This window comes from Streptomyces poonensis, from assembly GCF_014650915.1.
Classification (GTDB): domain Bacteria; phylum Actinomycetota; class Actinomycetes; order Streptomycetales; family Streptomycetaceae; genus Streptomyces; species Streptomyces poonensis.
On sequence record NZ_BMVW01000009.1, the window covers coordinates 169,820 to 195,237 of the forward strand.

Sequence of the window (25,418 nt, forward strand, 5' to 3'; positions counted from 1 at the left end):
GGGTGGTGATGCCAGCGTCGGACGGTGGCACCGCTTCCCGCGAGGTGCCGGCGGTCCTGCCCCCGGGGGCCGGTCGGCCCCGGTGCCCGCGCTCGGCCCCGCAGGGCCGAGAGGGCCGAGCGCGGATCCCTGCCGGGGCTGCACCCGCTCGGCCCCGCAGGGCCCAAAGGGACCCCACCCGGGCTGTACGGCCCCTGGGCCCACGTTCCCGCCGGGAGGAGGCTCGGAGACATCCGCAGGAAACACGGATCCGGAAGGGACACGTCATGCTTCACGACATCGCCGTGGGGGTCGACGGCTCACCCGCGAGCCTCGCCGCCGCGCACTGGGCGGCCCAGGAGGCCCAGCGGCGGGGAACCGGACTGACCGTGGTGCACGCCTGGCACCGTCACGTCCACCCCGCGTCGTCCGTTCCCTCCGACCGCACCGAGCACGATTGGGCCGCGCAGACCCTTCGAGAGGCCGTACGCAGCGTCCGCACGGCTCATCCCGGTCTGCGGATCACCGAGCGCCTCATGTGCGACGCGACGGCCGACGCCCTGGTCGCCACCGCCGCCGACGCCGACATGCTGGTCCTGGGATCCCTCGGCCTGGGTTTCGTGAGCGGCTTCGTCACGGGATCCGTGTCCCAGCGCGTCGTCGCCCGGTCGACCCGCCCCGTGGTGCTGGTGCGGGCGGGGCGGAGCGCCGCCGACGAGCACCTGCCGGCGGCGGACGGCGTCGCCCCGGAGGAGATCCCCGGGACGCCCTACCGCGAGGTCGTTCTGGGACTGCACGTCGGCCATCCCTGCGACGAGCTGATCGAGTTCGCCTTCGACGCCGCCCGGCGGCGCGGTACCGGTCTGCGGGTGGTCCATGCCTTCCGGACGCCGTCCCGGTCCGCGCCCGAACCGTCGGTGACCGTCCCGCCGGTCGTCCCCTCCGAGGGCCCGGCCCTGTACCCGCAGGCACGGGCACAGGCGCAGGCGCACGCGGAAGGCGTGGTGGGCGCGGTGCTGCGCCCCTGGCGGGAGAGGTACCCGACCGTCCCCGTGACCGAGACGGTCACCGAGGACCGTGCCTCCGTCGCCCTGGTGCACGCGGCGCAGGACGCCGGGCTCCTCGTGGTGGGCCGCCGCACGAACGGCCACCGGATCGGTGCTCACACGGGTCCGGTCGCCCACGCCGTCCTGCACCACGCCGGCTGCCCTGTCGCCGTGGTCCCGCACGACTGAGCCCACCCTGCTCGGACGCAGTTCCCTGCTGCCGAATCGGCTGCGGTCGGCTGGGCCGAGGCCCGGTCACCACCCAGCCGAGCATTCTCGGCGCCCGCGCCACGGACGGACTTCTTGCCGACACCGACATGGTGCTGCTGGACATCAAGCCCTTCGGTGTCACGATCCACCGGAGACTGACCGGCCGCCAACTCGCCTCACCTTGAACCTCGCCACCCGTCTCGACCGGCTGGGCAAGCGCATGCGGATCAGGTACGTCCTGCTGCAGGGCCGGACCGACGAGCAGCGGCTTCACCGGTTGACGGTCGAAGTCGGCCACGGCCACCCGCGGACCGAGGACCGCGCAGCCCACGGACAGGTGGACGGCGCTTCCCATCGGATCGCGGCCCCGCGGTGCACAGTGACCCGGGCCTGCACGGTGCGGGCCGGCGGATCGGACCGGAAGCGCCAGGGCCGGGTGTGGTGCGCGGACGGCGCGGTCACGGCTGCGGTGACCGCGTGCTCCAGCGCCGGGCGGCGAGCGTGGCACTGCTCGGGGAGACCGCCTTCCCGCCCCACGCTCGGGGCCGGTACGGCTGGTGGATGCCCTCCTCACCCTTCCTGGGCGGACGGGTGGGGGAGTGACCGTGCGGTCCTGCGGGACTCCGGACGGCGTCGGTCCCCGGGTGAGGACGAAGGTCCCTCAGCGAAGGGGCTGTTCGGCTTCGCGTCTGCGCCCATCGGCACCCGGCGTGGGACCGGCCCCAGCAGCCACAGTGAAGGTGTCAGAAACCAACCGGACCGACCGGACCAACCCCGAAGGATCACCATCATGGCCGTGCACCAGCACTCCCACCGCAGTGCGGACCTCCACCTGCCGTTCTTCCGCAGGAACCGGACCGCCGCCGCCCCCGAGTCCGCCGCCGTGTCGGCACACAGCGACACCCACACCGCACGGGCCTACGTCTTCGCCTCGGCACGCCTGCTGATGGGCTTCGTCTTCCTGTGGGCCTTCCTCGACAAGACCTTCGGCCTCGGCTACAGCACCCAGTCCGGCAAGGGCTGGATCGACGGCGGCTCGCCCACCGAGGGCTTCCTCGGCCACGTCGCAGTCGGGCCGATGGAGTCCACCTTCCACGCGTGGGCCGGCGCCGCCTGGGCGGACTGGCTGTTCATGCTGGGCCTGCTCGGCGTCGGACTGGCACTGACCGCCGGGGTGGCCCTGCGCCTCGCGGCCGTCGCGGGCACCGTGATGATGGCGCTTATGTGGGTGGCCGAGTGGCCACCGGCGCAGCACCTGTCGGACGGCTCCCCGAGCATGTCGACGAACCCGTTCGCCGACTACCACCTCGTCTACGCCATGGTGCTCATCGCCCTCGCCGTCGCCTCCGCCGGCGACACCCTCGGCCTCGGACGGCTGTGGGCCCGGCTCCCGTTCGTCCGCGGCAACGGATGGCTCCGCTGAACAGCACCGGTGCGGTGGGCCCGCCGACGGACCCACCGCACCGGCCCGCCGACGGGGCCGGTCGGCCCCGGCCGGGGACCAGCGGCCCCTGCCCCGCGAACCCGCTGAACACGACACTGACACCGCACCACCCCACACAGGAGGAGGGCACCATGCCCCGCACCATCACCGTAGGACTCGACGGCTCGCCCGAGAGCCGGGCCGCCGCCGAGTGGGCGGCCCGCGAGGCGAAGCTGCGCGACCTGCCGGTCAAGCTGGTCCACGTGTGGCAGCCGGTGCCGGAGCCGATGGCCCAGGCCCCGCTCCTCGGCGCCGAGACCCACCAGCACTGGACCGAGCGCATCCCCCGGGAGGCCGCCGAGGGCCTGAGGCTGCGTCACCCCGGAGTGGAGGTGAGCACCGAGCAGCGCCCGGGCACGCCGGCCGACGTCCTGGTGGACGCCGCCCGCGACGCGGAACTGCTGGTCCTCGGCTCCCGCGCGCTGAGCGGACTCGGCGGCTTCCTGGTCGGGTCCGTCGGACAGGCCGTGGTCGCCCGCACCGAGGCACCGGTGGTCCTCGTGCGCGCCGGTGAACAGGCCGCCGAGGAACACGTCATGGACCCCGTCGGCATCCCGTCGGCCGCCACCGCGTTCCGGCCCGTCGTCCTCGGCCTCGACACCGACCACCCCGACGACACGGTGCTCGCCTTCGCCTTCGAGGAGGCACAGCGCCGCAGGACCGCCCTGCACGCCGTCCAGGTCTGGAACCTGCCGCCGTACACCGTCTACAGCCTGGCCGCCGGGGTCGACCTGCACGCCGAGGCCGCCCGCCAGTGGGCGGCCGAACTGACCGACGTACTGCGGCCCTGGCGGCAGAAGTACCCGGACGTGGAGGTCGTGGAGGTGTCCCGCACCGGCAGTCCCGCCGCCCGCATCGTCGACGCCGCCCGCGAGGCCTCCCTCGTCGTGGTCGGCCGGCGGATCCGCCGCAGCCCCTTCGGCGTCCACATCGGCTCGGTCACCCACGCGGTGCTGCACCACTCCAGCGCCCCCGTCGCCGTCGTCGCGCACGACTGACCCGGCCGACCACGGAAAGTCGACCACGGAATGAGGAACCGTCATGAAGGCAGCGGTCGTACGGGCGTTCGGCGAGCCCTTGGTCATCGAGGAGCGCCCCGACCCCGAGCCCGGCCCCGGCCAGGTCCGCATCCGCGTGGAGGCGTCCGGGCTGTGCCACACCGACATCCACGCCGCGCACGGCGACTGGCCCGTGAAGCCCACCCCGCCGTTCGTACCCGGGCACGAGGGGGTCGGCCTGGTGGAGAAGCTCGGGGCGGGCGTCACCCATCTCACCGTGGGTCGGCGGGTCGCCGTGCCGTGGCTCGGCCGGGCCTGCGGGCGGTGCGAGCACTGCCTGTCCGGCTGGGAGACGCTGTGCGAGCAGCAGATCAACACCGGCTACGGCTGCGACGGCGGGTACGCGGAGAAGATGCTGGCCTGGGCCGACTTCGCCCAGACCGTGCCGGAAGGGATCTCCGCCCTCGAGGCCGCCCCGTTGACCTGCGCGGGTGTGACGACGTACAAGGCGCTCAAGGTCGCCGGCGTCCGGCCCACGCAGCTCGTCGCGGTCTCCGGCGTGGGCGGCCTCGGCCATCTCGCGGTGCAGTACGCCAAGATCGCCGGGGCGCAGGTGGCCGCCATCGACGTCACCGACGACAAGCTGGAACTCGCCCGGGAACTCGGTGCCGACTTCGTCATCGACGCCCGCACCCAGGACGTCGGCGCGGAGCTGAAGCGGCTCGGCGGCGCGCACGCCGCCCTCGCGCTCGCCGTGAACCCGGCCGCCTTCGAAGCCCTCAACTCCGGGCTGCGGCGCGGCGGCAAGCTGGTCATGGTGGCCCTGCCGGCACACGGCACGATCCAGGTCCCGATCTTCGACACCGTACTCAACGGCAACTCGGTGGTCGGTTCGATCGTCGGTACCCGACAGGACCTCGCCGAGGTCTTCCGACTGCACGCGGCGGGCCGGACGAGGGTCGTTCACGAGACCCGTCCGCTGGCCGCCGTCAACGAGTCGATCGACGAGGTGCTGCGCGGCCAGGTCAAGGCCCGCATCGTGTTCGATCTCGGCACAGGACGGTGAGGGCGATGGTGAGCCTCCCCCTGGTGGTGGGCGTCGACGGTTCCGAGCCCAGCCTGCGGGCCGTCGACTGGGCAGCAGACGAGGCCGCCCTGCGCGGGGCGCCCCTGCGCGTGGTGTACGCCTCCCTGTGGGAGCGGTACGAGGGTGCCGCGCTCGCACCGGAGATCGGCGAGCCATCTGGGCACGTGACCGCCGAGGACATCCTCGGTGCCGCCGCCCGCCGGGCCCGGCGCCGCCACACCGACCTGTCCGTGACCACCGCGGTGGTGCCCGAGGAACCCGAATACGTCCTGATGCGCGAGAGCCGCAACGCCACCGCCGTGATCGTCGGCCACCGCGGGCGCAGCGACCTCACCGAGCTGCTGCTGGGCTCCGTCAGCCTGACCGTGGCCACCCACGCCCACTGCCCGGTCGTCGTACTCCGCGGCAGCCACGACAACCGGGCCGCGGCGGGACGGCACGGCCGTATCGCCGTCGGCGTGGCCGGCGACGCGCCGACGGCGGCGGTGCGCTTCGCCCAGGAGGAGGCGCGGCGGCGCGGTGTCCCGCTCGAGGCGGTACGGGCCTGGCGGTGCCCCGTGCACGACACGGCCGACCACCCCCTGCTCGCGGGCCATCCGGAGCGACTGCACGAGGAACGGGCCGTACGGGAACTGGAGGCCGCCCTCCGGGACACCCCGCCCGACGTGAAGGTGCACCGGCGCACCGTCGAAGGCCCCGCCCGCCGGGTGCTCCTCGCCGTCTCGCACGAGGCAGACCTCCTGGTCGTCGGCCGGCGCCGCCCCCAGCACCTCGGACCCCACCTCGGGCGGGTCGCCCACACGGTCCTGCACCACTCCGGCTGCCCGGTCGCGGTCGTGCCCGACCTGTCCTGAGCACGGACTTCCGCCGACTTCCGCGCGGACACGCGGGACGATCGGCAGGGGCGGGGCCGAGCGGCCGTCCCTCGTCCCCGGTCGGCCCATGGGGCCGCCGGGGCCGCCGTGCACTCCGGCGGCGTCAGCATCGCTCTGCTCGATCGACGGACCGTCCCGCTCCGGCACCGGCGTGCCGACGTTTACCTCGCTCGGCGACGAGTACGACGGCAGCGGCGACGACACGCTCCCGTGCGGGAGCGTGCTTGAGAGCGACGGCTGTACCGACTTCGCTCTGATGCTTCGTCCCCCTGGGCTGAGCGGATCCGTACCGCAGACGCCACCGCGTCGACCTGCATGACCGCATCCTGTGGATGGTCCCGGACCGCGGACCGGCTGCGTTTCCCCGAGCGGCTCGCCGGGATCACGGAACGCCCGTGCCCGTACGACCCGTTCCCACTCGCGGGTACGCCGCCCGCAGGGTTCGCCGCACGGTTCAGCGGCACAAGCTCCCGACTCGGATCGTCACCGCACCGCAGGGGCAGCGTACTTCCGTCCCGCTCGGTGCCGGCCGATGCCAGGGGTGGTGCTCGTTCACGCGTGGACAAGGCGCCGGCGGCTGGGCCCTGCCGTAGCAGGACCGGGGTGTCCTCGTGTAGGGCCGTTGGGGCATGCTGCATCACATGGTCAGTCGGGAGGACGAGAACGCGGCGGTGAACGGCCGGTCGGAAGCGCAGCGTCCCGGTCCGGTCCCGCCGCTGCGGATGGATGCGCTGCTGAGCGAGCTGCAGGAGCATGTCGAGCGGGTGCGCGGCGGCCGGGACCGCATGCAGACGCTGCTGGACGCGGTGCTGGCGGTCGGCAGCAACCTCGATCTGGAGGACCTGCTGCGACGGATCGTGCAGTCCGCGGTCGACCTGGTGGACGCCGAGTACGGCGCGCTGGGCGTGCTGGGGGAGGAGGGTACGATCCGGCAGTTCATCACGGTCGGCATGGATCAGGGGACGATCGGGCGGATCGGCCACTATCCCGAAGGCCACGGCATTCTGGGCCTGTTGTCCGCGAGCCGCACCCCCTGCGCCTGGAGGTGCTCGGTGAGCACCCGGACGCGGTGGGCTTTCCGCCGGGGCACCCGCCCATGCGCACGTTCCTCGGCGCCCCCGTACAGGTGCGGGACAAGATCTTCGGCAATCTCTATCTGACCGACAAACGCGGTGGGACGCCCTTCGACGCCGACGACGAGGCGGTGCTGCGCAGCCTGGCCACCGCCGCGGGCGTGGCGATCGACAACGCCCGCCTGTACGCCGACAGCCGCCACCGCGAGCGGCGCCTGGCGGCCAGCGCGGAGATGACCCGTGCCCTGCTGTCGGGGGCGCCGCCGGAGGAGATCCTGCGGTCGCTGGCCGACACCGTCCGGGAGATGACCGACAGCGACCTCGTCACCCTCGCCCGCCCGCTGGGCGAGGGTGACGACCTGGTCGTGGAGGCCGCGGCCGGTGAGGCGGCCGACCAGGTGCTGGGCCTCGCCCTGCCCGCCACCACCCTGGCCGCGAAGGTGTACGCCACCGGGGAACCCCTCACCAGCGACGCCCTCAGCGCCGATCCCCGTGCCTCGGGCGGCAGCGCCTCCGTCGTACCGCTCGGGCCCGCCTTCTTCGTACCGGTCGGCGACAACGAGGCGATACGCGGAGTGTTGCAGGTGGCCAATGCCCCCGGCAGGCCACCGTTCACCGACGCCGCCATCGACATGGTCCTCACCTTCGCCGACCAGGCCGCGCTGGCGCTTCAGATCGCCGAGCACCGAAGGGACGCCGAGCAGCTGGCCCTGCTCGGCGACCGCGACCGTATCGCCCGCGACCTGCACGACCAGGTCATCCAGCGGCTCTTCGCCGACGCGCTGACCCTGCAGGCCGCACTCGGCCGCGTCCGCGACCAGCCCACAGCGGCCGAACGCATCCAGCGGGTCGTGGACGACCTGGACGACACCATAAAGATCATCCGCTCCACCATCTTCGGCCTCCAGTACCGAGACCGGCAGGAGCGGACCGGTGGACTGCGCGCCGACCTGCTGACCCTGACCGACGAAGCCACCCGGACACTCGGCTTCGCCCCGGCCCTGCGTATGACGGGTCTGCTGGACACCGACGTGCCCGCCCCACACGCCGGCCACCTCCTCGCCGTCCTGCGCGAGGCCCTGTCCAACGCCGCCCGGCACGCCCGGGCCACCACGGTGGACGTCACCGTCGAAGCCGCCGACCGGACGCTGCGGCTGACCGTCACGGACAACGGACGCGGTATCGACCCGGCCGCCACCCGCCGCAGCGGGCTGGCCAACCAGCGCAGCCGCGCCGAGGAGCTCGGCGGCACGTTCCGGCTGGCCCGCCGTGACCCGACCGGCACCCTTCTGGAGTGGACAGTGCCCCTGCCCGCCGGCAGCGCGGCTCTTGCGGCGGCCGACTGATCCCTTCGAGGGCCCGTAGCCGCGCCCGATCCGTCGGTGTTCGCATCGAGGAGCGGGCCGACTGCGCACCGGTGTCCACGGACATGAAAGGAATTTGGTCGCAGACGGGACGGGCACCTGGATGGTGCCGCCGGTCGGCTGGGCCACCATGACCGGGCTTGCCGCAGTGCCGCAGAGCGCCGTGGACGGCGGCGAACGCCTGCTCGTGGAAGGCCACCGCGATTGCCGCACGGGGGCCGCTGTGCCGCTCGAGCACCTTGGCCGGATGCTCCTTGCGGGCGTCGACCCGTAGGTCTGCGCCGAGCTTCCGGGCGAGTCCCAGCTTGTCGTCGGTGACGTCATCCGCGGCGACGGTGGCTCCGGTGACCTTGGCGTGCCGCATGGTGAGATGCCCAGGACCGCCGATGCCGGAGACCGCCACGAGCCGCGCCGACCGGACGCCCGTGACCTCCGACGTCTTGTACGTGGTGACGCCGGCGCAGACCGGCGGAGCGCCGCCACGGAGGTCGAACCTGCCGGTGGCCGGGCGGCGAGGTCGACGGGAGCGAGCATCTTCTCGGCGTGGCCGCCATCCAGCAGCCACCCCGTCACCGAGTGCTTCTACAGTGTCGGCACCCTGCGTGGCGCAGTACGGGACTGTTCGATGCGGTGCGGCCCTTCCCGGGTCGAACTACTCTTCATGGGGCGGGAGTTGGACTCGCCGAAGAGGCAGCTCGGTCGCGCAGCGCGATGTCCGGGCCTTGGCGCTTCGGCCTGTGATGGACCAAGATCTCCGGTAGGCAGAGGACCGGTTACGCCCAGCGGGTGGGGCCGGAGGACGAGCAGGCAGCGCGGAACGCGGAGGAACATGTGATGGCGGACAGCGAACGACCCGGACCCGGCGACCCGATCCGGGTCTTCCTGCTGGACGACCACGAGGTGGTACGGCGCGGGGTGCACGACCTGCTCGACGACGAGCCGGACATCACCGTGGTCGGTGAGGCGGGCACCGTGGAGCAGGCACTGGTACGCGTCCCCGCGCTGCGTCCGCAGGTCGCGGTGCTGGACGTGCGCCTGCCGGACGGCGACGGGGTCACCGTGTGCCGGGAACTGCGTTCGCGGATGCCGGAGCTGGCCTGCCTGATGCTGACGTCGTTCGACGACGAGGAGGCCCTGCTCGACTCGATCATGGCGGGTGCCTCCGGATATGTCCTGAAGCAGATCCAGGGCTCAGACCTGGTGTCGGCCGTCCGCACGGTTGCCAAGGGCCAGTCACTGCTGGACCCGAGCGCCACCGCCAGGCTGATGGCCCGGCTGCGCAGCGAGCAGGACAAGGAGGAAGAACCGGACGCACTGCCCGGCCTGACCGACCGGGAGCGGGAAATCCTGGCCCTGATCGGTGAAGGGCTGACCAATCGGCAGATCGGCCAACGCCTGTACCTCGCGGAGAAGACGGTGAAGAACCACATCTCCCGACTGCTGGCCAAGCTCGGGGTGGAGCGGCGCGTCCAAGCCGCGGTCATCGCCACGCAGGCCCAGGACCGGCTTCGCCAGCAGGACAACTGAGCCCCGCCACCCGCGGAAGGCATGCCGGGGCAGGATGTTCGCCCTTCGACTTCGTGCCGCTCACGCCCCGCCCTCTCAGCAGCCACGGAGCTGGCATCGCTGCGGCGTCGCGTGCCGCTTCCCGGGGCTGGTGGCCGGACGTCGGTTCCGGCCGAGCCGCGACCGCCGCACTCGGGCGAGGGCAACCGTGTGCGAGGGATGCGTCCGTACCCGGAACATGGCCACGTCGCTTGTCCGGCGGTCTCCGTCCCATCAGCCGCTGCGCGGCCGTCTCCCGGGCCGCACGGCGCCGCGGGAACGAGGCTCACTAGAGGGCGACACCTCCCCGCCCGGCACCGGCAGACAGATGGCGTCGTACCACGCGCCTGCGGGAACCAGCGGGTGAAGCAGCGCAGCGGTGGGCATCGAGGTACTGTCTCCGCGGGCCATCGGCCCCGCCGGCTCCTCCGGTCGACCGAGTATCCGGTCAGTCGTGCGGGACCACCGCGACCGGTGCCGTGGCATGGTGCAGCACCGCATGCGCGACGTGCCCGATGCGGGCACCGATCGGGGCATGCCGGACGCGTCGTCCGACAACGACCAGGGATGCGTCGGTCGCGGCGTCCACCAGGTGGGCACCGGTGTTCCCGACGGCGATCTGGTCGACGACCTCCACGCCGGGGAACTTCTCCCGCCATGGTGCCAGGACTTCCTTGACCGCGTTCGTCTCCTGACGGGCCAGTTCGTCGTCGAGTGCCTGATCCACGGCGAGGCCGTGGGCGGAGCCGGGCGGGAGGCTCCAGCCATGCACGACCCTAAGGCCGGTCGCGCGACGTGCCGCGGCCTCGAACGCGAAAGCGATGACCGCGTCGCTGGGGCGCTCGAGGTCCAGGCCCAGGACGACATCCCGGTACGGCGTGACGGTCGACGGACGGCCGTCCGCGTCCGTCTGGTGCTCGTCCTCGGCACTCGCCCCGGAGCGCACGAGGACGACGGGCCGGTCGGTGTGCGCCGTGACCGCAAGCCCCACCGAACCGGCCAGGAACCCGGCAACGGCGCTCAGCCTTCTGGACCCGATGACCAGTGGGTCGGCCTCGGCGGACGCCGTGAGCAGCGCCGTCACAGGAGGCCGCTGTATCTGCTCCGAGGTGACGTCCAGACGGGGGTGGCGGTCGTGCAGTCGCTCGGTCGCCTCGCGCAGCACGCGCCCGCCCCACTGCCGGTGCGCCGTATCAGAGGGCACCGGCTGAATGTACGGCTGCCAGTCCCAGGCGTACACCAGGTGCAGGGGCAGGTCGCGGAGTTCCGCTTCCCTTGCGGCCCATTCCGCCGCGGCCAGGCTTTCGGGTGAGCCGTCCAGTCCGACGGTCACGGTACGGGGCATGGCGAGGACCTCCTGAAGGCTTGAGGTGGCCTGTACTGGCCTGTTGTCACATTGCCACCGGGGCGGATGTGGCAGTAGGGCCGAGTGGCCGAGGTTGCGGCGGCATACGGCCCTCATGATCAGGCGGTCCATCGGTGCCTCAGAAGGCGGTGGTTTGACTTGATCTCCTGTCGGGGACCGGAGACCGACCGCCGAACCCGGCATTCACGTGACTCCGGAAGCCTCTGCCTGGTTCCAGCGGTGCCTCGCGCGCACAGCCACCGCTGGACTGACAGCCTTCGCCGGCGACGGAGACGCCACTGGCCCCTACCTCACCACCGGGCAGGGGAGCCAACACTTCACCGCAGCTATCGCCCAAACGGCCAGGCGTTCTCCGAGGTTTGTGCCGATCTCTTCGGCCACTTGTGGAGGAAGACTGGGGCGAACTCATGTCGACACACCGGGACGGCTCGGTCCTGGCTATGCGCCTGCTGCCCTGACTGCCGTCACCCGCGGTCGATCACAGGTGCCCTGCATTCGGCAGCGGCATGAGACATGAGCCAGAGCATGTGCCCGCACGCACGTGAACGCAGTGTTGCAGCGGCGACATCGGTCCCGTTCTGCCGAAGTGCCGTACCTTGTGCGGGTCGGCGAACTGGATGACGTCTGGCCGTCATGGTGGATCGCGGGACGCAGGACGCCCGACTGCGGCGGAGTGGGGTAGGGGTCTTCAGGCGACAAAGAGCGGGCGGCGGCGTAGCCCAATACCTGGATCGGCGTCGACGAAATTCCCGGAGTCCTTCAACGCCCAGGTGTCGCCTGTTTCACGAGATGCCATCGAAGGGGAGGCGCGTGACGTCGTACGGCTGGTACTCATCGCCACGACGAAGGGGATCACAGCTGAGGAGATCCGCGATATCAGCGACCGTGTCGTACGAGACCTGTACGAACGAGGTTTGATCTAGCGCGTGACATGCCCTGACCGAGATTTGTGCAGGACATCCCTGACGGGCACCGGGCGCCCGGTAGGCGCGGTCTACGACGCGAGAGTCTGTGGGGCCGCTGCCGCGGCACCGTTCGGTCCGGCCGCTATTGCCTGTACCAGCATCGTTACCGCTCAGCCCTCTGCTTGCCGCCGAACTGGGCGTCAGCCAGCAGCCGTCCAGCGGCCGGACATCGGGAGCACCCGAGCGGTTGGTCGAAGCATGCCCTGAAATCCTCCGCAACGACCTGGTTCCTGCATGAGGCCACACAGGGGAGATGTTCACGCCGAGCGCGGCAAGCTTCGCAGACCTAAGCCCTTAAGTCTTCGGCCTGCTTGCCGAGGACTTCTGACTGTTCATGATGCGACCCGCCTTGCGCCAAGCGGCGATGGCGCCGCAGAAGAACGCCGCACCGGTCAGCAGTTCGATTGGGTCATAGTCGTGCCGCCAGGCGCTGCGAATGGCTACGAAGGCCATGCCGACCAGGAACAGACCCAGAATGTACAACAGATCCTTCATGTCGACGTTGTAGCAGCAGGCGGTGAAAACCGAGATGCGTTTTCGCGTATCCGTGTGCTGGCACTGTCTTGTTGACAAACGTGCATTCCCGCGCCGACAGATCTGCTGGCTCGTACCAAGAAAAGCGCCCATAGTTGATCAGCACGCCTGCACACCGGACAGGCGCCCTCAGTAAGCCTCGCACCCGCCATCACCCGCTGCACTGCCGTGGCGGACAGGACCAGGGGACGAGGGACCGGGCGGAGGGAGATCATGAGTGGGTAGCAGTGGACCATCGACGCCATCGCCCACGCCTTCCCGCCCCCGCGTGATCAGGTAGACGTCCCTCGCGGAGGTCTACCCCATCCCCATCGACCAGGTGCCCGACAAGGTCCGCCCCTGGATTCGCTTCATCGAGGAGTGGGACGTCGGCGCCCCGCACGCCGACCAGTTGCGCGCGTATGTGAAGGAGCACGGCCGGCTGCACGTCGACTACCAGGCCGCGTGCATCGACGTGACGGAACAGTCTCGCGGACGTCGGGAGGGCCCGCCGGGGCGCTGCGTGAACTACCGGCTCCACCTGTATCCCGCTGTCCACGCGATCTTCGCCTCGCTGCCGGAGGACGGCCGCCGGGAGGTCGCCCTGCTCCTCGTCGACGCGTTGGCCGACCCGCTCGCGTACAGCGCGGTGTACGGCGAGGGCGATGGGATCATGCGAACCCTTGCCCGCGGACGCGTCACTGTCGCGATCCTGGTCGGGCACCAGACGCGGTAAGTCACGGTCGTGCAGATTGGGCCTCCGCTCGGCCACCAAGAACCAGCTGAAGAAGGCCGGACACGCCGGACCGCCGCACGCGCCCCCCTCGCAGTGCGAGGTGTAAGGCACCGAGCCATGTGCGCCGGGTGGACGGGCCGGCAGCGCGGGGCAGAAACCAGGACGACACGTCAGCAGAAGGGGGAACTGAGCTCATGGGTACGGTGCTGCTCGTCGGTCTGGCCGTCATAGTCCTCGGCGCATTTGCGGCGAGACGGGTGCGTTCCGGCCGACGCGAGGCGCAGGCGGAGAAGGTGAGGCTGGCCGAGGAGGCCCGCCGACAGGCCCGCCGCTCCCTGGACACGGTGTGGGCGATGGACGATCGCCAGTTCGAGATGTTCGTCGCCGAACTGTGCCGCCGGGACGGCTGCACCGAAGTGGAACGTGTGGGCGGCGCCGGTGACCTCGGAGCCGACGTGACGGGAGTGCTGCCGGACGGCCGCCGGTTCGTCATCCAGTGCAAGCGCTATGCCAAGCACCGCACGGTCGGCAGCCGCGACATCCAGACCTTCAACGGAACGGCCCGCGCCGAACACGGTGCCGAGGTGCCCTTCTTCGTCGCCTCCTGCGTCTTCACCAAACCGGCCCGTGACTTCGCCGCGCGCCACCGCCTGTGCCTGATCGACATCAACCTGCTTGGCTTCTGGAACAGTGGGACGCCGCTGACTTCGTTTCTGGAACTGGACATCAGCCGCTCCGGTACCAACCGCAGGCTTCGTCCCTACCCCGAGTGAAGCTGCTCTCGGCCTCGCGGACGGCACAATCACGGGAGCGCGGCCCGGCACCGCAACGGCTGCGCGGCACCGGCCGCACCGGGCCCGCCGCCGACTGATACCAGCATCGGCCCCGAACCGGCGCGGTGGCCATGGGCCAGCCGGCCCCTGGCACGGCCACCGCGGCTTCCGAGGACGCCACGTTCGAAGCCCCCACCGGTCTGCTGCCGTCCCGGTGCGGACGGACAGGGCCCAACGTCCCCCACGAGGGCCTGATCGCCCCTCGCCCAGCCCGGTCGACGGTGCGACGGTGACAGTGGAGTCCCGGGCTGCGTCGTCGCAGCAGCCCGACGGAAGGCGGTGAGGACGATGGAGCTGCCCCTGGTCGTGGGCGTCGACGGATCGGAACCGAGCCTCGTGGCGGTCGACTGGGCGGTGGACGAGGCCGCCCGGAGGGGATGGCCGCTGCGGCTGGTGTACGCCTCGCGGTGGGAACGCTATGAAGGGCTGTCGTCGCCGGGCAGCGTGGAGCGTCCGCCTCAGCGTGTGATGAGGGAGAACATCGTCGGAGCCGCGACGGAGCGCGCCCGACGGCGCAACCCGGAAGTGAAGGTGACCGGCGAGGTACTGGCGGAGGAAGCGGTGTCCGCCCTGCTGCGCGAAGCCCGCAATGCCTCGGCTCTCGTGACGGGATCGCGTGGCCGCGGTGAGCTGAAGGGGCTGCTGCTCGGTTCGGTCGGCCTGGCCGTGGCAGGTCGTGCCCGCTGTCCGGTGTTCGTGGTCCGCGGCGACGAGGCGGGCCTGGCCGGCACACATGAACGGATCATGCTCGGTGCGGGCGAGGCCGGGACGAGCGGCGACGCGGTTCGCTTCGCCTTCCGCGAGGCCGAGACGCGGGCGTGCCCCCTCGACGTCGTACGTGCCTGGCGCTGTCCCGCGCACGAGACCGCCGATCACCCCTTGCTGGCCGGAGAACCTGCTCACCAGCATGAACAACAGGCGTCTGCCCACCTCGACGCCCTGCTCCGCGACGCGGTGGCCGACCATCCGCAGGTCCGGGTCCATCGCAGCACGGCCGAAGGGCCGACGCGCAAGGTGCTCCTGCACCGCTCCGCCGCAGCGGACCTTGTGATCATCGGGGCCCGGCGCAGGCACGGCCACTACGGCCTTCAGCTCGGCCGCGTGGGACACACGCTGCTGCACCATGCTCGGTGCCCGGTGGTGATCGTGCCTCAGCAGATCTGAGCTTCCGAGGAAGTGACCCGCGATGTACTGGAACGGCCATGGCATGACCGGATGGGGCTGGTTCACGATGTCGATCAGTACGGTCGTGTTGTGGGCTCTGCTCATCACTATTGCAATTCTGATCTTCCGCACCCTGAACCGCGCGTCCGGAGCACCGCGCACCTCGGTCCCGACGCCGCCCGAGCAGTTGCTCGCCGAACGGTTCGCCCGCGGGGAGATCGACGAGGAGGAGTACCAGCGGCGCTTGGCCGTATTGCGCGGGAACGGCTCCGGCCTGACCAAACACTGACCGACCGACGGTCGTCCGACGATCGGCCGACGCAGCTCTGCTCACTCAGTGGGCGGACACAGCGGATCGCGTGCGCCCGTGACGCCTCGTGCGGCGTCACAGGCACGCCGGCTCGATGCGGCCCGCGGAATCGACGACCGACAGCCGCTTGACGCGACGGCGCGCCATGATGCGGGTCGCCTCGGCGATCGTGGCGTCCGCGCGTCCACGTACACGGTGACGGCCGGGATGTCATCGGTTCCCCGCGGTCAGCGCGCCCGCTTCGGACGGCTCGGTGCCTCCGTCCGTCCCGTCGTGGGTGTGCCGTGCTTCCTCCTTCAGCAGGAGATCCGCCTCCGACACCCACCGATCACCCGGCCGTCACCCGCCATGACTGGCAGGGCGCTCAGTTCCCATCGGTCGATCAACTGTGCTTCGAAGGGGGTGTTACGGCTGCTGGCGATGACGGTGTGGCTCATCACTTCGGTCAGACTCGCTCGACAGATCCCGGGCCACCGTCGTCGCCCAGGCGGCGATCTGCTCGAAGTCGTGGAAGTCGCCGCCCTTACCGGATTCGACGATCATTCGGGCCACGCGCCCTTCGACGTATCCCTCCAGGCGACCGCCGAAGGTGGCATGGCCGCGCGCCGCGATGCGGCGGGCGAGGCGCCGCACGCCGGGTGCGGGAGGGATGTCCCGTTCGGACGCGGAGGCGTCCAGCGGGCCGCTGCTGAACAGCCAGACCGGACGCCGTGTCAGGGCCCTGCGGTTGCGGCGGGCGAAACGGCGGGTGTCACGGTGCCAGCGGCCGGCGTACAGCCCGCCCCCGAGGACCACCACGTCGTACCGGCCCACGTCCCCGACGTCCGCCGCCGAGCGGACGTCCACGGCCAACCCCTCCTTCGCCAGGACCTCCCCGATGCGTCGTGCGATGTCCGCGGTCGATCCGTGCTTCGACCCGTAGGCGACCAGGACCGTTCCCGTCATGACCGGCACACCTCCTCACAGCTTGCGCAGCCAGTCGTCGGTGACGCCGTGCACGTGCGGTTCCTCGGGCCGCAGACGGGAGTCGTCGAAGCGGTACGTGAGGTGGTCGACGACCGCGACCACGCCGTCCGTCCCGCGGCACAGGTGCACGGCCGCGGTGACGTCGCTGCGCCGCTCCAGCCGGCCGGTCAGCGTCACCACGCCCTCGTGCACATCCACGTCGACGGCATGTGGCGTCAGCCACAGGGCGGTCGTCTCGTACTCGGCGATACCGATGATCCGGTCCCTGCCGTGCGTGGCGACGAGCGCCCGGTGGCCGGACTTCGCGGGCCCGGCGATCCGGGTGGCGGCCTGCTCCGCGGAGCGCCGGCTGACGGTGAAGAACCGCAGGCGCAGGTTCGCGTCCGACATCCGCCGGTACAGCCGGAGGACGGCCTCCTGGTCGCCCGTGCCTGCGGGCCGTATGCACACGGTCGTGCCGTCGGTGAGGAGGGCGTGTACCCGCTCGCCGCCGGATACGGGATGGGCGGGATTGGCGGTCATCGTGTGCCTTTCGTCGGCAGGTTGACAGTGTCAGCATCCGCTTCGGAAGCCTTGACCCCGAGGGGCCGGCCGGGCACGGCGCAGGGCCGGACGGCCCGGGCAGCCGGCCGTCACGGCAATGGTTCGCCCAGTTCCGTCCCGACAGCGTCCGCCATCGCCCGCAGGACGTCGAGGGTGCGCTGTGCCTCGGCCTCGTCGACCTCGGTGATCGCGAACCCGACGTGCACGACGACGTACGTCCCGACGTCGGCCCCGGGCGTGTAGTCGAGGCAGACCTCCCGCCGTACGCCACCGAAGTCGACGGTGGCCATGCGCAGTCCGGCGTCGTCGTGGACCTCCAGGACTCACCGGGGATGCCCAGGCACATACGCCTCACCTCCTCGGCCAGCCGGGCGGCGGCCACCGCGGCCTGGCCGTAACTGATGCCGCCGTCCCCGACCGGCACCTCGCCGCCCACCAGCACCGGAACTCGTTTCCGACTCCGACGACGGCGATCCACGCACGCGTTGCCATGCCTCCCACGGTGCGCCGTACTCGACACGCTGCCAGAGGCCAATAGGCCCTCACCGAAGACCCGCGCCGCCTGATCGCATCATCACGGGTCCGCCTGATCCGTCGGCCGGGTCCAGGACCTCGTCGGTGCCTTCCACGCGCGTCATGGCGGACGGGCGGTTCGTTGACCTGCTCAAGGCGAGGTTCTTCTTCGACGACGATGAACGCACCGTCATCCATGAGGCGGCGGTACGGCCACCTCGGATCCGAGCGAGCGGAGCACCGCTGTGAACACCGGTGAGAACTGTACGGTCACCGAGCCCAAGCGGCAGGCGCGCGTGATGTGAGCCTACCGGGGAGGCAGTTCGCCCGTCCGGAGACGCACGCAACCGAGAGGCAGACAGCGGCAGAAGCCGGACAGAGCGCTCGTGGGCCCAAGAAGCTCGACTCCGACGCCAGAGAATGCGCACAAGACGTCCCGACCGTGCGATTTGCCCGACTTGGCTGGCTTCTACGTTCTCGGCTCGGCGTAATGGGGCGCCTGCGACCGCAGCTCCTGCGATGGCGCTGATTACCCGGATGTAGCTCGCCCACAGTGACGGAACCGGACGTATTGATGTGTCGTCAGCCAGGTCAAGCCGCATCTGTCAGACGCTGGCGTCCGTTTGCGGTGACCCGTTCATTCACGGGGTGCTCGCGCGACCGCCCCGGCGCGCGACCGCCCCGGCGCGCGAACACCTGGTCGGCCGTAGTCCCGCGTACTTCCGACCACGGCTCGGCAGCACCGACCCTACCGGGCCGCCCCGGCAGATGACCCCGCACGGCAGTCGGCCGAGGGTTACTGCCGTGCTGCATCTGCCGACCCGAAGTCTCCACTTACATCGTTTCCATCTCCGACCGGGCAGGACAGGGCCATCCGAACTCGGGGAATGGACCAAAGGGCCTGTGCTTGATTCATGTCTCGCGCCACTTCGCGTTCCTGCTGAGGGATCGCCGGATGCCCGCGCGGTGATGGAGCCGATGCCCCACCAGCCTCAGGACCGCCGGTTCAGTGGACCGAAGAGGGACTTCAGTCCGGCGTTTTCTCGACCTCGTGAAGCGGTCCTTGAGCGATGCCCTGAAGGCTCGAACGCGCCAGAGAGGACTGCCGGTGACCACCCGCCTGCTCGATCCCACACCGGACCGCACCGAGTCGGCTGTTCGCCTCGGCCCGTACGGCGGCCGCTGATGCCGCGCGATCGGAACCGCTCGTCGCCGTCGAGCGTAAGTTCCTGTTCGCCGGTAGCGGAGGTGATGACCACTCAGCCTCCCTAGGGCCCTGGCGCTCCGCGATTCACGGCGGGTGACTCCATAGCGGTCTCGGCGAGAGTTGGAGGCAGGCAAGGGCCGAACGCTGTCAGTGGCGCCCCTTTCGGCCCTTCTTCCGCTGCTCGGCGAAGGTGACACTGAAATCGTCGGTATGGTCGGGCCACGAAGCCGAGCGCTGCTGGCTTTCGGGAGGCAACCATGCAGTATCCGCACGAGCCTGCGCCTGCCGTGAACATCGGTGACACGGCCTCGACCGGACACGGCACGGACGTGGAGCAGGAGTTGGGACAGCGGCTGCGGAACCTGGAGAAGCAGGTGGATACCCTGACACTTGCCGTGCAAGCGCTCGTCCAGGGCCTCGAAGGCCTGGTCGGGAACGGGCCGGTCGATGGCGGCCGTGCCGTTCGCGCCGCCCGCTTGGCCCATGACATCCTCCTGGTCCGGGGCCTGTAGCCGAGCCGCGCTCGAGAAGGACGACGCCATGCCCGTCACCATCGCCCTGGCTGGAAATATCAGGCCGGGTCGAGGCGTCGTCTGGACCGTTCGGGGTCGACAAGGCGCGCCTTCGGCCCGTGCGTGCCCGCCCAGGTAACTCCGCCACGTCGGCCAACGGGTCGTGGCGGACCGGCTGCTTGTCCTGACGCCGGGCGAGGTCTTCGGGCCACCGAGCGACTGCACCCTGCGGCCGTCATGGTGGGAGGAATGCCCCGTACCCGCGCGTCCCCTGGGCTGTCCGGGTCGGCCGAGGGCCGATCGGCCCTCGGCCCGCTGTTGTTCCAGGTGCGCCGGCCTCATGTCGTCGGCCTTCCGTACAGCCGGATGTCGGGCACGTCGGCCTCCGCTGTGCCCGAACTGAAGCCTCCTCCCGGCCGGACGGGGCCGAACGGGAGGCGACCGGGCCCCGGTCGGCTGCGGTCGCAGCACCGCCGTGGTCAGCTCGCGGCGACGGTACCGCTCTGGCCGTCCCGGTCAAGGGCACGGGCGGAGGGGATCGCACTTCGAAGATCGGCACCGTTCGCGGCGTGGCTTTGCCACCACCCGGGCCGGTGACTCCCAGGCCGTCGGCCGGGCGTCGGTCCGGGACCGGGTGGGCCGTGCCGCCTCCGGAGGCGGGGAGGGCGGCAGTCGGCGGCGGCGGTAAGGAGGGCCGAGCTGTGCACATTCCCTGTCACGCCCTTCACCGCACAGAGGTCGGCGCGCGCAGCTCACCGGCCGAATGGACGGGACAGGGGCCGAAGCGACTCTTCTGCCGTCGGCCCGCCGGTGCCACCGTGATGGTGGAACTCGGCCCGATCTCATCGTGCGATCGGCGGGCATTCAACGGCAGGGACGTACCCACGGTCCCGCAGGGGCATCGCCGCCGTCTGCAGAAGGAGCGCTCATGACAGTTCAGTCCCGTCAAAGGCTCGTTGCCACGCTGGGTGACGTGCGGGCCGTCGTGTTCGACACCGACGGGGTGATCACCGACTCGGCCCGGGCGCACGCCGCCGCGTGGAAGACCGCCTTCGACGCCTACCTGGCCGAGCACCCGCCGCCGACCCCCGGACAGCGCCGTCCCTTCGACGTCCGGGAGGACTACCTGCGGTACGTGGACGGCCGGTCCCGGCTCGACGGCGCCGCCGCCTTCCTCGCCTCGCGCGGCCTGCACCCGCCGCCCGCGACGGTGCGGGCCGTCGCCGAGGCCAAGGAGCGGCTGTTCGCCGCGCGGCTGCGGGAGCAGGGCATGGACGCCTATCCGGGCACCGTGCGGCTGGTGCGCGCCCTGCGCCGGGCGGGCATCCGGTGTGCGGCGGTGTCCGCGTCCCGCCACGCCCGGGAGCTGCTCGACCGGGCGGCGGTCCTCGACCTGTTCGACGTGCTGGTCGACGGGGTGGAGGCGGCGCAGCTGGGCCTGCCGGGCAAGCCGCGGCCCGACCTCTTCCTCGAAGCGGCCCGCAGGCTGGACGTCCCGGTCGACCGTGCTGCCGTCGTCGAGGACGCGGTGGCGGGCGTGGAGGCGGGCCGGAACGGTGGCTTCGCCCTCGTCGTCGGCGTGGCCCGCGACCCGGGTCCGGACGCCGGGCAGAGGCTGCTGCGGCACGGTGCCGACATCGTCGTACGGGATCTCGCGGAACTGCTCGTGTGAGACACGCGGACTGCTGGATGGGCTTGCGCGGGGCTCAGACATTTCCTACGTGGTGAAGGCCATGTCGGCGGCTGTAGGCAGCATCACCCTGCTGGACGGCATGCCCAAACAGGGAACGATCGGCCCTGCTGCCGTTCGGCATGGGCAGGGGGCATGCGCACCTGTCAGGGGAAGTTCCCGTGGTGACGGAACATATCACTAGGAAACATCGATGATGGACAGTGAGCAGGCCAGCCAGGACACCTCGCGCGGGAGCAGCGGGACCGCGGAGATGCTGCTCGGTTCCGTGAGCCTGACTGTGGCAGCTCACGCCGACTGGCCGGTGATCGTGCTCCGTGGCGGCCACAACGCCCTGGCGACGCCCGGGCGGCACGGACCCGTCGTGCTGGGCGTCGGCGAGCACGAGGGCCCTCAGCGGCCGTCCGCGCCTGGAGTGCCCGACGTGGACCTGCACCTCCGCACCGCCGGGGCCCCGCCCGCGAGGTGCTCCAGGCCGCCTCGCACGACTTCGACCTGCTGATCGTCGGTGCCCGCCGCCCCAAGGACCGATGCAGACTGCAGCTTGGCCGGGTCGCCCACACGATCCTGCACCAGGCCGCCTGCCCGGTCGCGGTCGTCCCCGAGCGCGAGTGACCGCACCCGACAGCCGGTGGACGGCGAGCGCTCCGGCGGGTCCAGCACGGGCGGCGCCACCTCCTGCTACGGCAGAACCGGAACCGTAGGCGACAGTTTCGAGCGCCGCACTGGGTCGTCCAGCCGGCGCCGAAGCCGTTCCTTCCGCTGGCAGGTGCTCGACAGACCGTTGGAAGTACCGCCGGATGCACTCGCGCCTCGGCCGGCCCGGGCAGGTCACGGTCCGCGTGACGCGCGGACTCACATGCAGGGACGCGGCACAAGGGCGGCGCCATCGCGCGGGTCACGGAATACCCATTTCCGGGGTTCCACCGACTTCGTCTGCGAACGCGCCAGCCACCAGTGCGGGCCGTATGTCTCGGGCGGCAGCTGCGCCGCTGTGGTGCCGCCCTCACTGTTTCGGACGATACGCCCGGAAGGGGCCGACCGGCCCATGCGGAGCAGGCCGAGAGGGGACACCCTGGAACTGTGGGGACTCCGGGCAGCGCACCGGCTCGCAGTCCGGTCGGTCCCCCGGCGCACCGCCAAGACGGAGACTCGCGGCGATCGAGGGAGGAGGGTTCCGTCATGAAGGGTCTGGTCTTCCACGGACCCGGGCGGTCCGCCTGGGAGGACGTCCCTGACCCGGGCGTCCAGGAGGCCACCGACGCGATCGTGCGGGTCGGTGCCGTGACCATCTGCGGTACGGATCTACACATCCTGCAGGGTGACGTGCCCGAGGTGCGCCCAGGCAGGGTGCTGGGGCACGAGGCGGTCGGTGAGGTCGTAGAGGTCGGTGGCGCCGTGCGCACCGTACGGCCCGGCGACCGGGTGCTGGTCTCCTGCATCAGCGCCTGCGGCCGGTGCCGCTACTGCCGGGAGGGGATGTACGGGCAGTGCCGTGGCGGCGGTGGCTGGATCCTCGGGCACCTGATCGACGGTACCCAGGCCGAGTACGTCCGGGTGCCGTACGCCGATTTGTCCGTGCACCTGCTGCCCGGCACGGTCAGCAGTGAGGACGCCGTGCTGCTGGCGGACATCCTGCCGACCGCCTACGAGGTGGGCGTTCTCAAAGGGCGGGTACGCCCCGGGGACACCGTCGCCGTCGTCGGGGCTGGCCCCATCGGCCTGGCGGCGATCGCCACCGCCCGGCTGTTCGCGCCGGAGCGGATCGTCGCCGTCGACCTGGCCGCTCCACGTCTCGAAGCCGCCCGGCGGCTGGGCGCCGACGCCGTGGCCGATGCCCGGGAAGCACCCGAGCAGCTGATCGGCGACCTCACCGGAGGCCTCGGCGCGGACGTCGTGATCGAGGCGGTCGGCGTGCCGGAGAGCTTTGAGCTGTGCACGCGCATGGTACGGCCCGGCGGGCGCGTGGCCAACGTGGGCGTACACGGCAGGCCCGCGGCCCTGCACCTGGAAGACCTGTGGAGCAGAAACATCACCATCACCACGGGTTTGGTGGACACCCACTCCACGCCGACCCTGCTGCGGATGGTCGCCGCCGGCCGGCTCCCGACCCCACAACTGATCACCCATACCTTCCCGCTGGAGCGTATGGAGGAGGCCTACGAGGTCTTCTCCCGGGCGGCCGATACCGGCGCACTCAAGGTCGTACTCGGCGGGCAGCGGCACGAGGTCGTCCCCGCGGGCGCAGTGTGACGGAAGGAGCGTCGGCCATGACCGATCCGACGCCGCCATCGACGGAGAACACTGCCGGCGCCTCCCCGCGCGGCGACCTGGGGCGCCGCATCGCCCGGCGGCGGAAGCAGCTCGGGCTGACCCGGGAGGAGACGGCCCTCCGCGCGGGTATGGCCCCCGGCTACCTGCGGTACCTGGAGGAGCATCCCGGGGCCGCGCCGGGCCAGGGCGTCCTCCTCAGGCTGGCGGGTGCCCTTGGGACCACCGTGTCGGAACTCGCCGGGGGCGACGCCGACCTGCCGCCGGGCACCGAACAGGCCGCTCCCCGACCGGTGTTCACCGATGTGGGCACCAAGGAGTGCTGGGAACTGCTGGCGACGCACGGGGTGGGCAGGCTGGCGCTGTCCACCTGCTCCGGCCTGGTCGTCGTGCCGGTCAACTACAGCGTCGTCGAGGACGCGATCGTCTTCCGGACGGCTCCCGGCACGGCACCGGCCCAGGCCCCCGGCCACCAGGTCGCCTTCGAGGTCGACCGGATCGATGACGCCCTCAGTCAAGGTTGGAGCGTGCTCGTGCGCGGACGGGCCCGAGCCGTGACCGATCCGGATGCCGTACGCAGGCTCGAGGAGGAGGCGTACAGCAGGCCATGGGCCGGAGGGAAGCGGGACATGTGGGTGTGTATCGACCCCGACCTGGTCACCGGGCGCCGTATCACGGTGTGACCAGGCTGGACCGGGCCTGACGTCGACTGCCCGACCGGGAGCGGGACGCCGCTCCCGGTGCTGCCGGAGAAACTCACGGGCGCCTCGTCCCCCGCTGCCCACGCGCCGCCTGGAGCCACTGGCTCGGGTGTTCGTCAGCCCCCGTACCGCAGCGCAGGGCGGCTCGGTCGGTATGGGGATACCGTTCCGCCCACCGTGCGGCGGCGCTTTCACTGCTCACAGCGGTGGGGTCTTACCTGAACGCTTCGGCCGAGGTCGGATGGCGGCAACCTCCTCATGGCCGGCACGGGACGTTCACCGGCCTCCTGGCCAACCAGGTACGGCGCGGCTGCTGCCGAGCGAGGAATGCCATGGAATGAGTGGCTCGGCGTACGGCCACCTGTTCCCCGCGACCGCCGATGACACCCGCCTGCTGCGGACGCCCGTCCCATGGCTGATCCAGCCCCGGCCGCCAGCACCCGAGCCACCACGCCGTCCACCGGCCTCCCGCACCTGCGCGGCGGCTGCGAGGGCGTCGACACGACCAGCGCGCCGTTCCGTACGGGCGTCGGCCGGATCGGAAACCACTGGGCTCCGGCAGACCTGGTGTGTGGCGGACCAGAGATGGCGACAGCCTAGGCGGACAGTGCCGACGCCGCCCAGTGGCCCGCGAAGTCCAACAGAGCATCCAGGCCCCTTGAGCTACCCATTGATCACTGAGGCCTTTTCAACCTTCGGTTGAGCTGGCGTGATGCAGGGTGAGGACGGCCTGGACGAGGCCGGTGATGCGGGTGGTCGAGCAGCGGAGTTTGCGAAGGAGCCGCCAGTTCTTGAGGGTGGCCATGGCTTGTTCGACGAGGGCTCGGATCTTGGTTTGGGATCGGTTCACGGCCTGCTGACCTGTGGAAAGCTTTCTTACCGGCCGCGGAATGGAACTCGGACCGTGCCACGGGCACCTTGGTAGCCCAATCCGCCCAGCAAGGTATTCGGGCCTGGCCGAGGGCGTTGATGATGCCGTGTTCACGGGCCGCGCGAACGTTGTGAACGGCCCCCGGCAGTGCGGGCGAGGCCCACAGCAGCCGGCCGAACGGATCGGTGATGACCTGCACGTTCATGCCGTGCTTCTTGTGCTTCCCGGAGTAGAAGGGCCGGTCGGCGGCGATCCGGTCGATGCGCAGGAGCGTCCCGTCGAGCAGGACGTATGCCTTCGTCGAAGCGGCCTTGACGGCCTCCTCGAGGGTGGGCGCGAGTGCGGCCAGGAGGTCGACGGCCTCGCTAATGTAGCGGTAGACCGTACTCGTTCCGATCCCGAAACCCGCTGCGAGCTGGGCGTATGTGGTTCTGTTCCGTAGATGCGCCAACACCAGCAGGGCTTGACACCCGACCAGGAGCCGGCGCCAGCGGCTCTTGATCCGACGGCGGCGTTCGCGCAGGCGAGCGGCGAGGAAGGACAGCGACCGACTGGACACGTCCAGCCCGCACGGGTAAACAAGCACGCGAAGCCTCT

General features: G+C 71.1%; 21 protein-coding genes and 3 pseudogenes. 18 read left to right on the top strand and 6 right to left on the bottom strand.

What is annotated here, in order from left to right:
- The first annotated feature begins 266 nt into the window (after positions 1-266).
- From IE242_RS22485 to IE242_RS22515, 7 genes and pseudogenes are all read left to right on the top strand, one after another.
- Positions 267-1,214: a universal stress protein gene (locus IE242_RS22485; RefSeq protein WP_189862033.1), complete on the top strand. Its 948-nt coding sequence runs from the start codon at positions 267-269 to the stop codon at positions 1,212-1,214.
- An 811-nt stretch (positions 1,215-2,025) separates the two neighbouring features.
- The gene (locus tag IE242_RS22490; protein WP_189862035.1) at positions 2,026-2,658 is read left to right on the top strand and encodes a DoxX family membrane protein; all 633 of its coding nucleotides are present in this window, start codon (positions 2,026-2,028) and stop codon (positions 2,656-2,658) included.
- Between the two features lie 152 nt (positions 2,659-2,810).
- Positions 2,811-3,716 (top strand): universal stress protein, encoded by a 906-nt coding sequence (locus IE242_RS22495; RefSeq protein WP_189862037.1) that lies wholly within the window; start codon positions 2,811-2,813, stop codon positions 3,714-3,716.
- Between the two features lie 43 nt (positions 3,717-3,759).
- Positions 3,760-4,782: a zinc-dependent alcohol dehydrogenase gene (locus IE242_RS22500; protein WP_189862038.1), complete on the top strand. Its 1,023-nt coding sequence runs from the start codon at positions 3,760-3,762 to the stop codon at positions 4,780-4,782.
- Positions 4,783-4,790: 8 nt separating this feature from the next.
- The gene (locus IE242_RS22505; RefSeq protein WP_189862190.1) at positions 4,791-5,657 is read left to right on the top strand and encodes a universal stress protein; all 867 of its coding nucleotides are present in this window, start codon (positions 4,791-4,793) and stop codon (positions 5,655-5,657) included.
- A gap of 743 nt (positions 5,658-6,400) precedes the next feature.
- Positions 6,401-8,097, top strand: a pseudogene (locus tag IE242_RS22510) (sensor histidine kinase).
- Positions 8,098-8,949: 852 nt separating this feature from the next.
- The gene (locus IE242_RS22515; RefSeq protein WP_189862040.1) at positions 8,950-9,642 is read left to right on the top strand and encodes a response regulator; all 693 of its coding nucleotides are present in this window, start codon (positions 8,950-8,952) and stop codon (positions 9,640-9,642) included.
- A gap of 466 nt (positions 9,643-10,108) precedes the next feature.
- Here the strand turns inward: IE242_RS22515 and IE242_RS22520 are convergent, their stop codons facing one another.
- Together IE242_RS22520 and IE242_RS22525 are read right to left on the bottom strand one after the other, a co-directional pair.
- Positions 10,109-11,005, bottom strand: coding sequence for a universal stress protein (locus IE242_RS22520; RefSeq protein ID WP_189862042.1), 897 nt, complete (start codon positions 11,003-11,005; stop codon positions 10,109-10,111).
- 1,280 nt (positions 11,006-12,285) lie between these two features.
- Entirely contained in the window at positions 12,286-12,486 is a 201-nt protein-coding gene (locus tag IE242_RS22525) for a hypothetical protein (protein ID WP_189862044.1), read from the bottom strand.
- A gap of 358 nt (positions 12,487-12,844) precedes the next feature.
- Here IE242_RS22525 and IE242_RS37890 point away from each other — a divergent pair, with 358 nt between their 5' ends.
- The 4 genes from IE242_RS37890 (at position 12,845) to IE242_RS22545 (ending at position 15,526) form a co-directional block, all read left to right on the top strand.
- Positions 12,845-13,240, top strand: coding sequence for a hypothetical protein (locus IE242_RS37890; RefSeq protein ID WP_229859278.1), 396 nt, complete (start codon positions 12,845-12,847; stop codon positions 13,238-13,240).
- Between the two features lie 194 nt (positions 13,241-13,434).
- Entirely contained in the window at positions 13,435-14,013 is a 579-nt protein-coding gene (locus tag IE242_RS22535; protein WP_189862046.1) for a restriction endonuclease, read from the top strand.
- A gap of 348 nt (positions 14,014-14,361) precedes the next feature.
- Positions 14,362-15,237, top strand: a complete 876-nt coding sequence (locus tag IE242_RS22540; protein WP_189862048.1) for a universal stress protein — start codon at positions 14,362-14,364, stop codon at positions 15,235-15,237.
- A gap of 22 nt (positions 15,238-15,259) precedes the next feature.
- On the top strand, positions 15,260-15,526 hold the full coding sequence (locus IE242_RS22545) for an SHOCT domain-containing protein (RefSeq protein ID WP_229859280.1): 267 nt from the start codon (positions 15,260-15,262) through the stop codon (positions 15,524-15,526).
- A gap of 426 nt (positions 15,527-15,952) precedes the next feature.
- Here the strand turns inward: IE242_RS22545 and IE242_RS22550 are convergent, their stop codons facing one another.
- From IE242_RS22550 to IE242_RS22560, 3 genes and pseudogenes are all read right to left on the bottom strand, one after another.
- Positions 15,953-16,492 (bottom strand): flavodoxin domain-containing protein, encoded by a 540-nt coding sequence (locus tag IE242_RS22550; RefSeq protein ID WP_189862050.1) that lies wholly within the window; start codon positions 16,490-16,492, stop codon positions 15,953-15,955.
- Between the two features lie 15 nt (positions 16,493-16,507).
- On the bottom strand, positions 16,508-17,035 hold the full coding sequence (locus tag IE242_RS38850) for a BON domain-containing protein (protein ID WP_308436773.1): 528 nt from the start codon (positions 17,033-17,035) through the stop codon (positions 16,508-16,510).
- A 110-nt stretch (positions 17,036-17,145) separates the two neighbouring features.
- Positions 17,146-17,402, bottom strand: a pseudogene (locus IE242_RS22560) (HypC/HybG/HupF family hydrogenase formation chaperone).
- Between the two features lie 1,631 nt (positions 17,403-19,033).
- On the opposite strand from IE242_RS22560, the gene IE242_RS22565 reads away from it, so the two are divergent.
- The 7 genes from IE242_RS22565 to IE242_RS22590 all read left to right on the top strand — a co-directional run bounded on the left by IE242_RS22565 (position 19,034) and on the right by IE242_RS22590 (position 24,550).
- The gene (locus tag IE242_RS22565; RefSeq protein WP_189862052.1) at positions 19,034-19,288 is read left to right on the top strand and encodes a hypothetical protein; all 255 of its coding nucleotides are present in this window, start codon (positions 19,034-19,036) and stop codon (positions 19,286-19,288) included.
- Positions 19,289-20,216: 928 nt separating this feature from the next.
- Positions 20,217-20,960, top strand: coding sequence for an HAD family hydrolase (locus IE242_RS22570; protein WP_189862054.1), 744 nt, complete (start codon positions 20,217-20,219; stop codon positions 20,958-20,960).
- A 271-nt stretch (positions 20,961-21,231) separates the two neighbouring features.
- The gene (locus IE242_RS38855; protein WP_308436777.1) at positions 21,232-21,480 is read left to right on the top strand and encodes a hypothetical protein; all 249 of its coding nucleotides are present in this window, start codon (positions 21,232-21,234) and stop codon (positions 21,478-21,480) included.
- Positions 21,444-21,593: a universal stress protein gene (locus IE242_RS38860; RefSeq protein ID WP_308436774.1), complete on the top strand. Its 150-nt coding sequence runs from the start codon at positions 21,444-21,446 to the stop codon at positions 21,591-21,593. Before IE242_RS38855 ends, IE242_RS38860 begins: the two co-directional genes overlap by 37 nt.
- Positions 21,594-22,160: 567 nt before the next feature.
- The gene (locus IE242_RS22580; RefSeq protein WP_189862056.1) at positions 22,161-23,231 is read left to right on the top strand and encodes a zinc-dependent alcohol dehydrogenase family protein; all 1,071 of its coding nucleotides are present in this window, start codon (positions 22,161-22,163) and stop codon (positions 23,229-23,231) included.
- Positions 23,232-23,248: 17 nt separating this feature from the next.
- The gene (locus IE242_RS22585; RefSeq protein WP_189862058.1) at positions 23,249-23,932 is read left to right on the top strand and encodes a pyridoxamine 5'-phosphate oxidase family protein; all 684 of its coding nucleotides are present in this window, start codon (positions 23,249-23,251) and stop codon (positions 23,930-23,932) included.
- 429 nt (positions 23,933-24,361) lie between these two features.
- Complete coding sequence (locus tag IE242_RS22590) at positions 24,362-24,550, top strand: hypothetical protein (protein WP_189862060.1); 189 nt, start codon at positions 24,362-24,364, stop codon at positions 24,548-24,550.
- Between the two features lie 88 nt (positions 24,551-24,638).
- On the opposite strand, the pseudogene IE242_RS22595 reads toward IE242_RS22590, so the two are convergent.
- A pseudogene (locus IE242_RS22595) lies at positions 24,639-25,407 on the bottom strand (transposase family protein).
- Positions 25,408-25,418 lie beyond the last annotated feature (11 nt).

Coding starts and splice junctions, on each gene's coding strand:
- IE242_RS22535 (WP_189862046.1), top strand. CDS start 13,435: ATGGGTACGGTGCTGCTCGTCGGTCTGGCCGTCATAGTCCTCGGCGCA.
- IE242_RS22540 (WP_189862048.1), top strand. CDS start 14,362: ATGGAGCTGCCCCTGGTCGTGGGCGTCGACGGATCGGAACCGAGCCTC.
- IE242_RS22520 (WP_189862042.1), bottom strand. CDS start 11,005: ATGCCCCGTACCGTGACCGTCGGACTGGACGGCTCACCCGAAAGCCTG.
- IE242_RS38850 (WP_308436773.1), bottom strand. CDS start 17,035: ATGACCGCCAATCCCGCCCATCCCGTATCCGGCGGCGAGCGGGTACAC.
- IE242_RS22525 (WP_189862044.1), bottom strand. CDS start 12,486: ATGAAGGATCTGTTGTACATTCTGGGTCTGTTCCTGGTCGGCATGGCC.
- IE242_RS22490 (WP_189862035.1), top strand. CDS start 2,026: ATGGCCGTGCACCAGCACTCCCACCGCAGTGCGGACCTCCACCTGCCG.
- IE242_RS22585 (WP_189862058.1), top strand. CDS start 23,249: ATGACCGATCCGACGCCGCCATCGACGGAGAACACTGCCGGCGCCTCC.
- IE242_RS22570 (WP_189862054.1), top strand. CDS start 20,217: ATGACAGTTCAGTCCCGTCAAAGGCTCGTTGCCACGCTGGGTGACGTG.
- IE242_RS22500 (WP_189862038.1), top strand. CDS start 3,760: ATGAAGGCAGCGGTCGTACGGGCGTTCGGCGAGCCCTTGGTCATCGAG.
- IE242_RS22590 (WP_189862060.1), top strand. CDS start 24,362: ATGGCTGATCCAGCCCCGGCCGCCAGCACCCGAGCCACCACGCCGTCC.
- IE242_RS22545 (WP_229859280.1), top strand. CDS start 15,260: ATGTACTGGAACGGCCATGGCATGACCGGATGGGGCTGGTTCACGATG.
- IE242_RS22565 (WP_189862052.1), top strand. CDS start 19,034: ATGCAGTATCCGCACGAGCCTGCGCCTGCCGTGAACATCGGTGACACG.
- IE242_RS22550 (WP_189862050.1), bottom strand. CDS start 16,492: ATGACGGGAACGGTCCTGGTCGCCTACGGGTCGAAGCACGGATCGACC.
- IE242_RS38855 (WP_308436777.1), top strand. CDS start 21,232: ATGCTGCTCGGTTCCGTGAGCCTGACTGTGGCAGCTCACGCCGACTGG.
- IE242_RS22485 (WP_189862033.1), top strand. CDS start 267: ATGCTTCACGACATCGCCGTGGGGGTCGACGGCTCACCCGCGAGCCTC.
- IE242_RS22515 (WP_189862040.1), top strand. CDS start 8,950: ATGGCGGACAGCGAACGACCCGGACCCGGCGACCCGATCCGGGTCTTC.
- IE242_RS22580 (WP_189862056.1), top strand. CDS start 22,161: ATGAAGGGTCTGGTCTTCCACGGACCCGGGCGGTCCGCCTGGGAGGAC.
- IE242_RS22495 (WP_189862037.1), top strand. CDS start 2,811: ATGCCCCGCACCATCACCGTAGGACTCGACGGCTCGCCCGAGAGCCGG.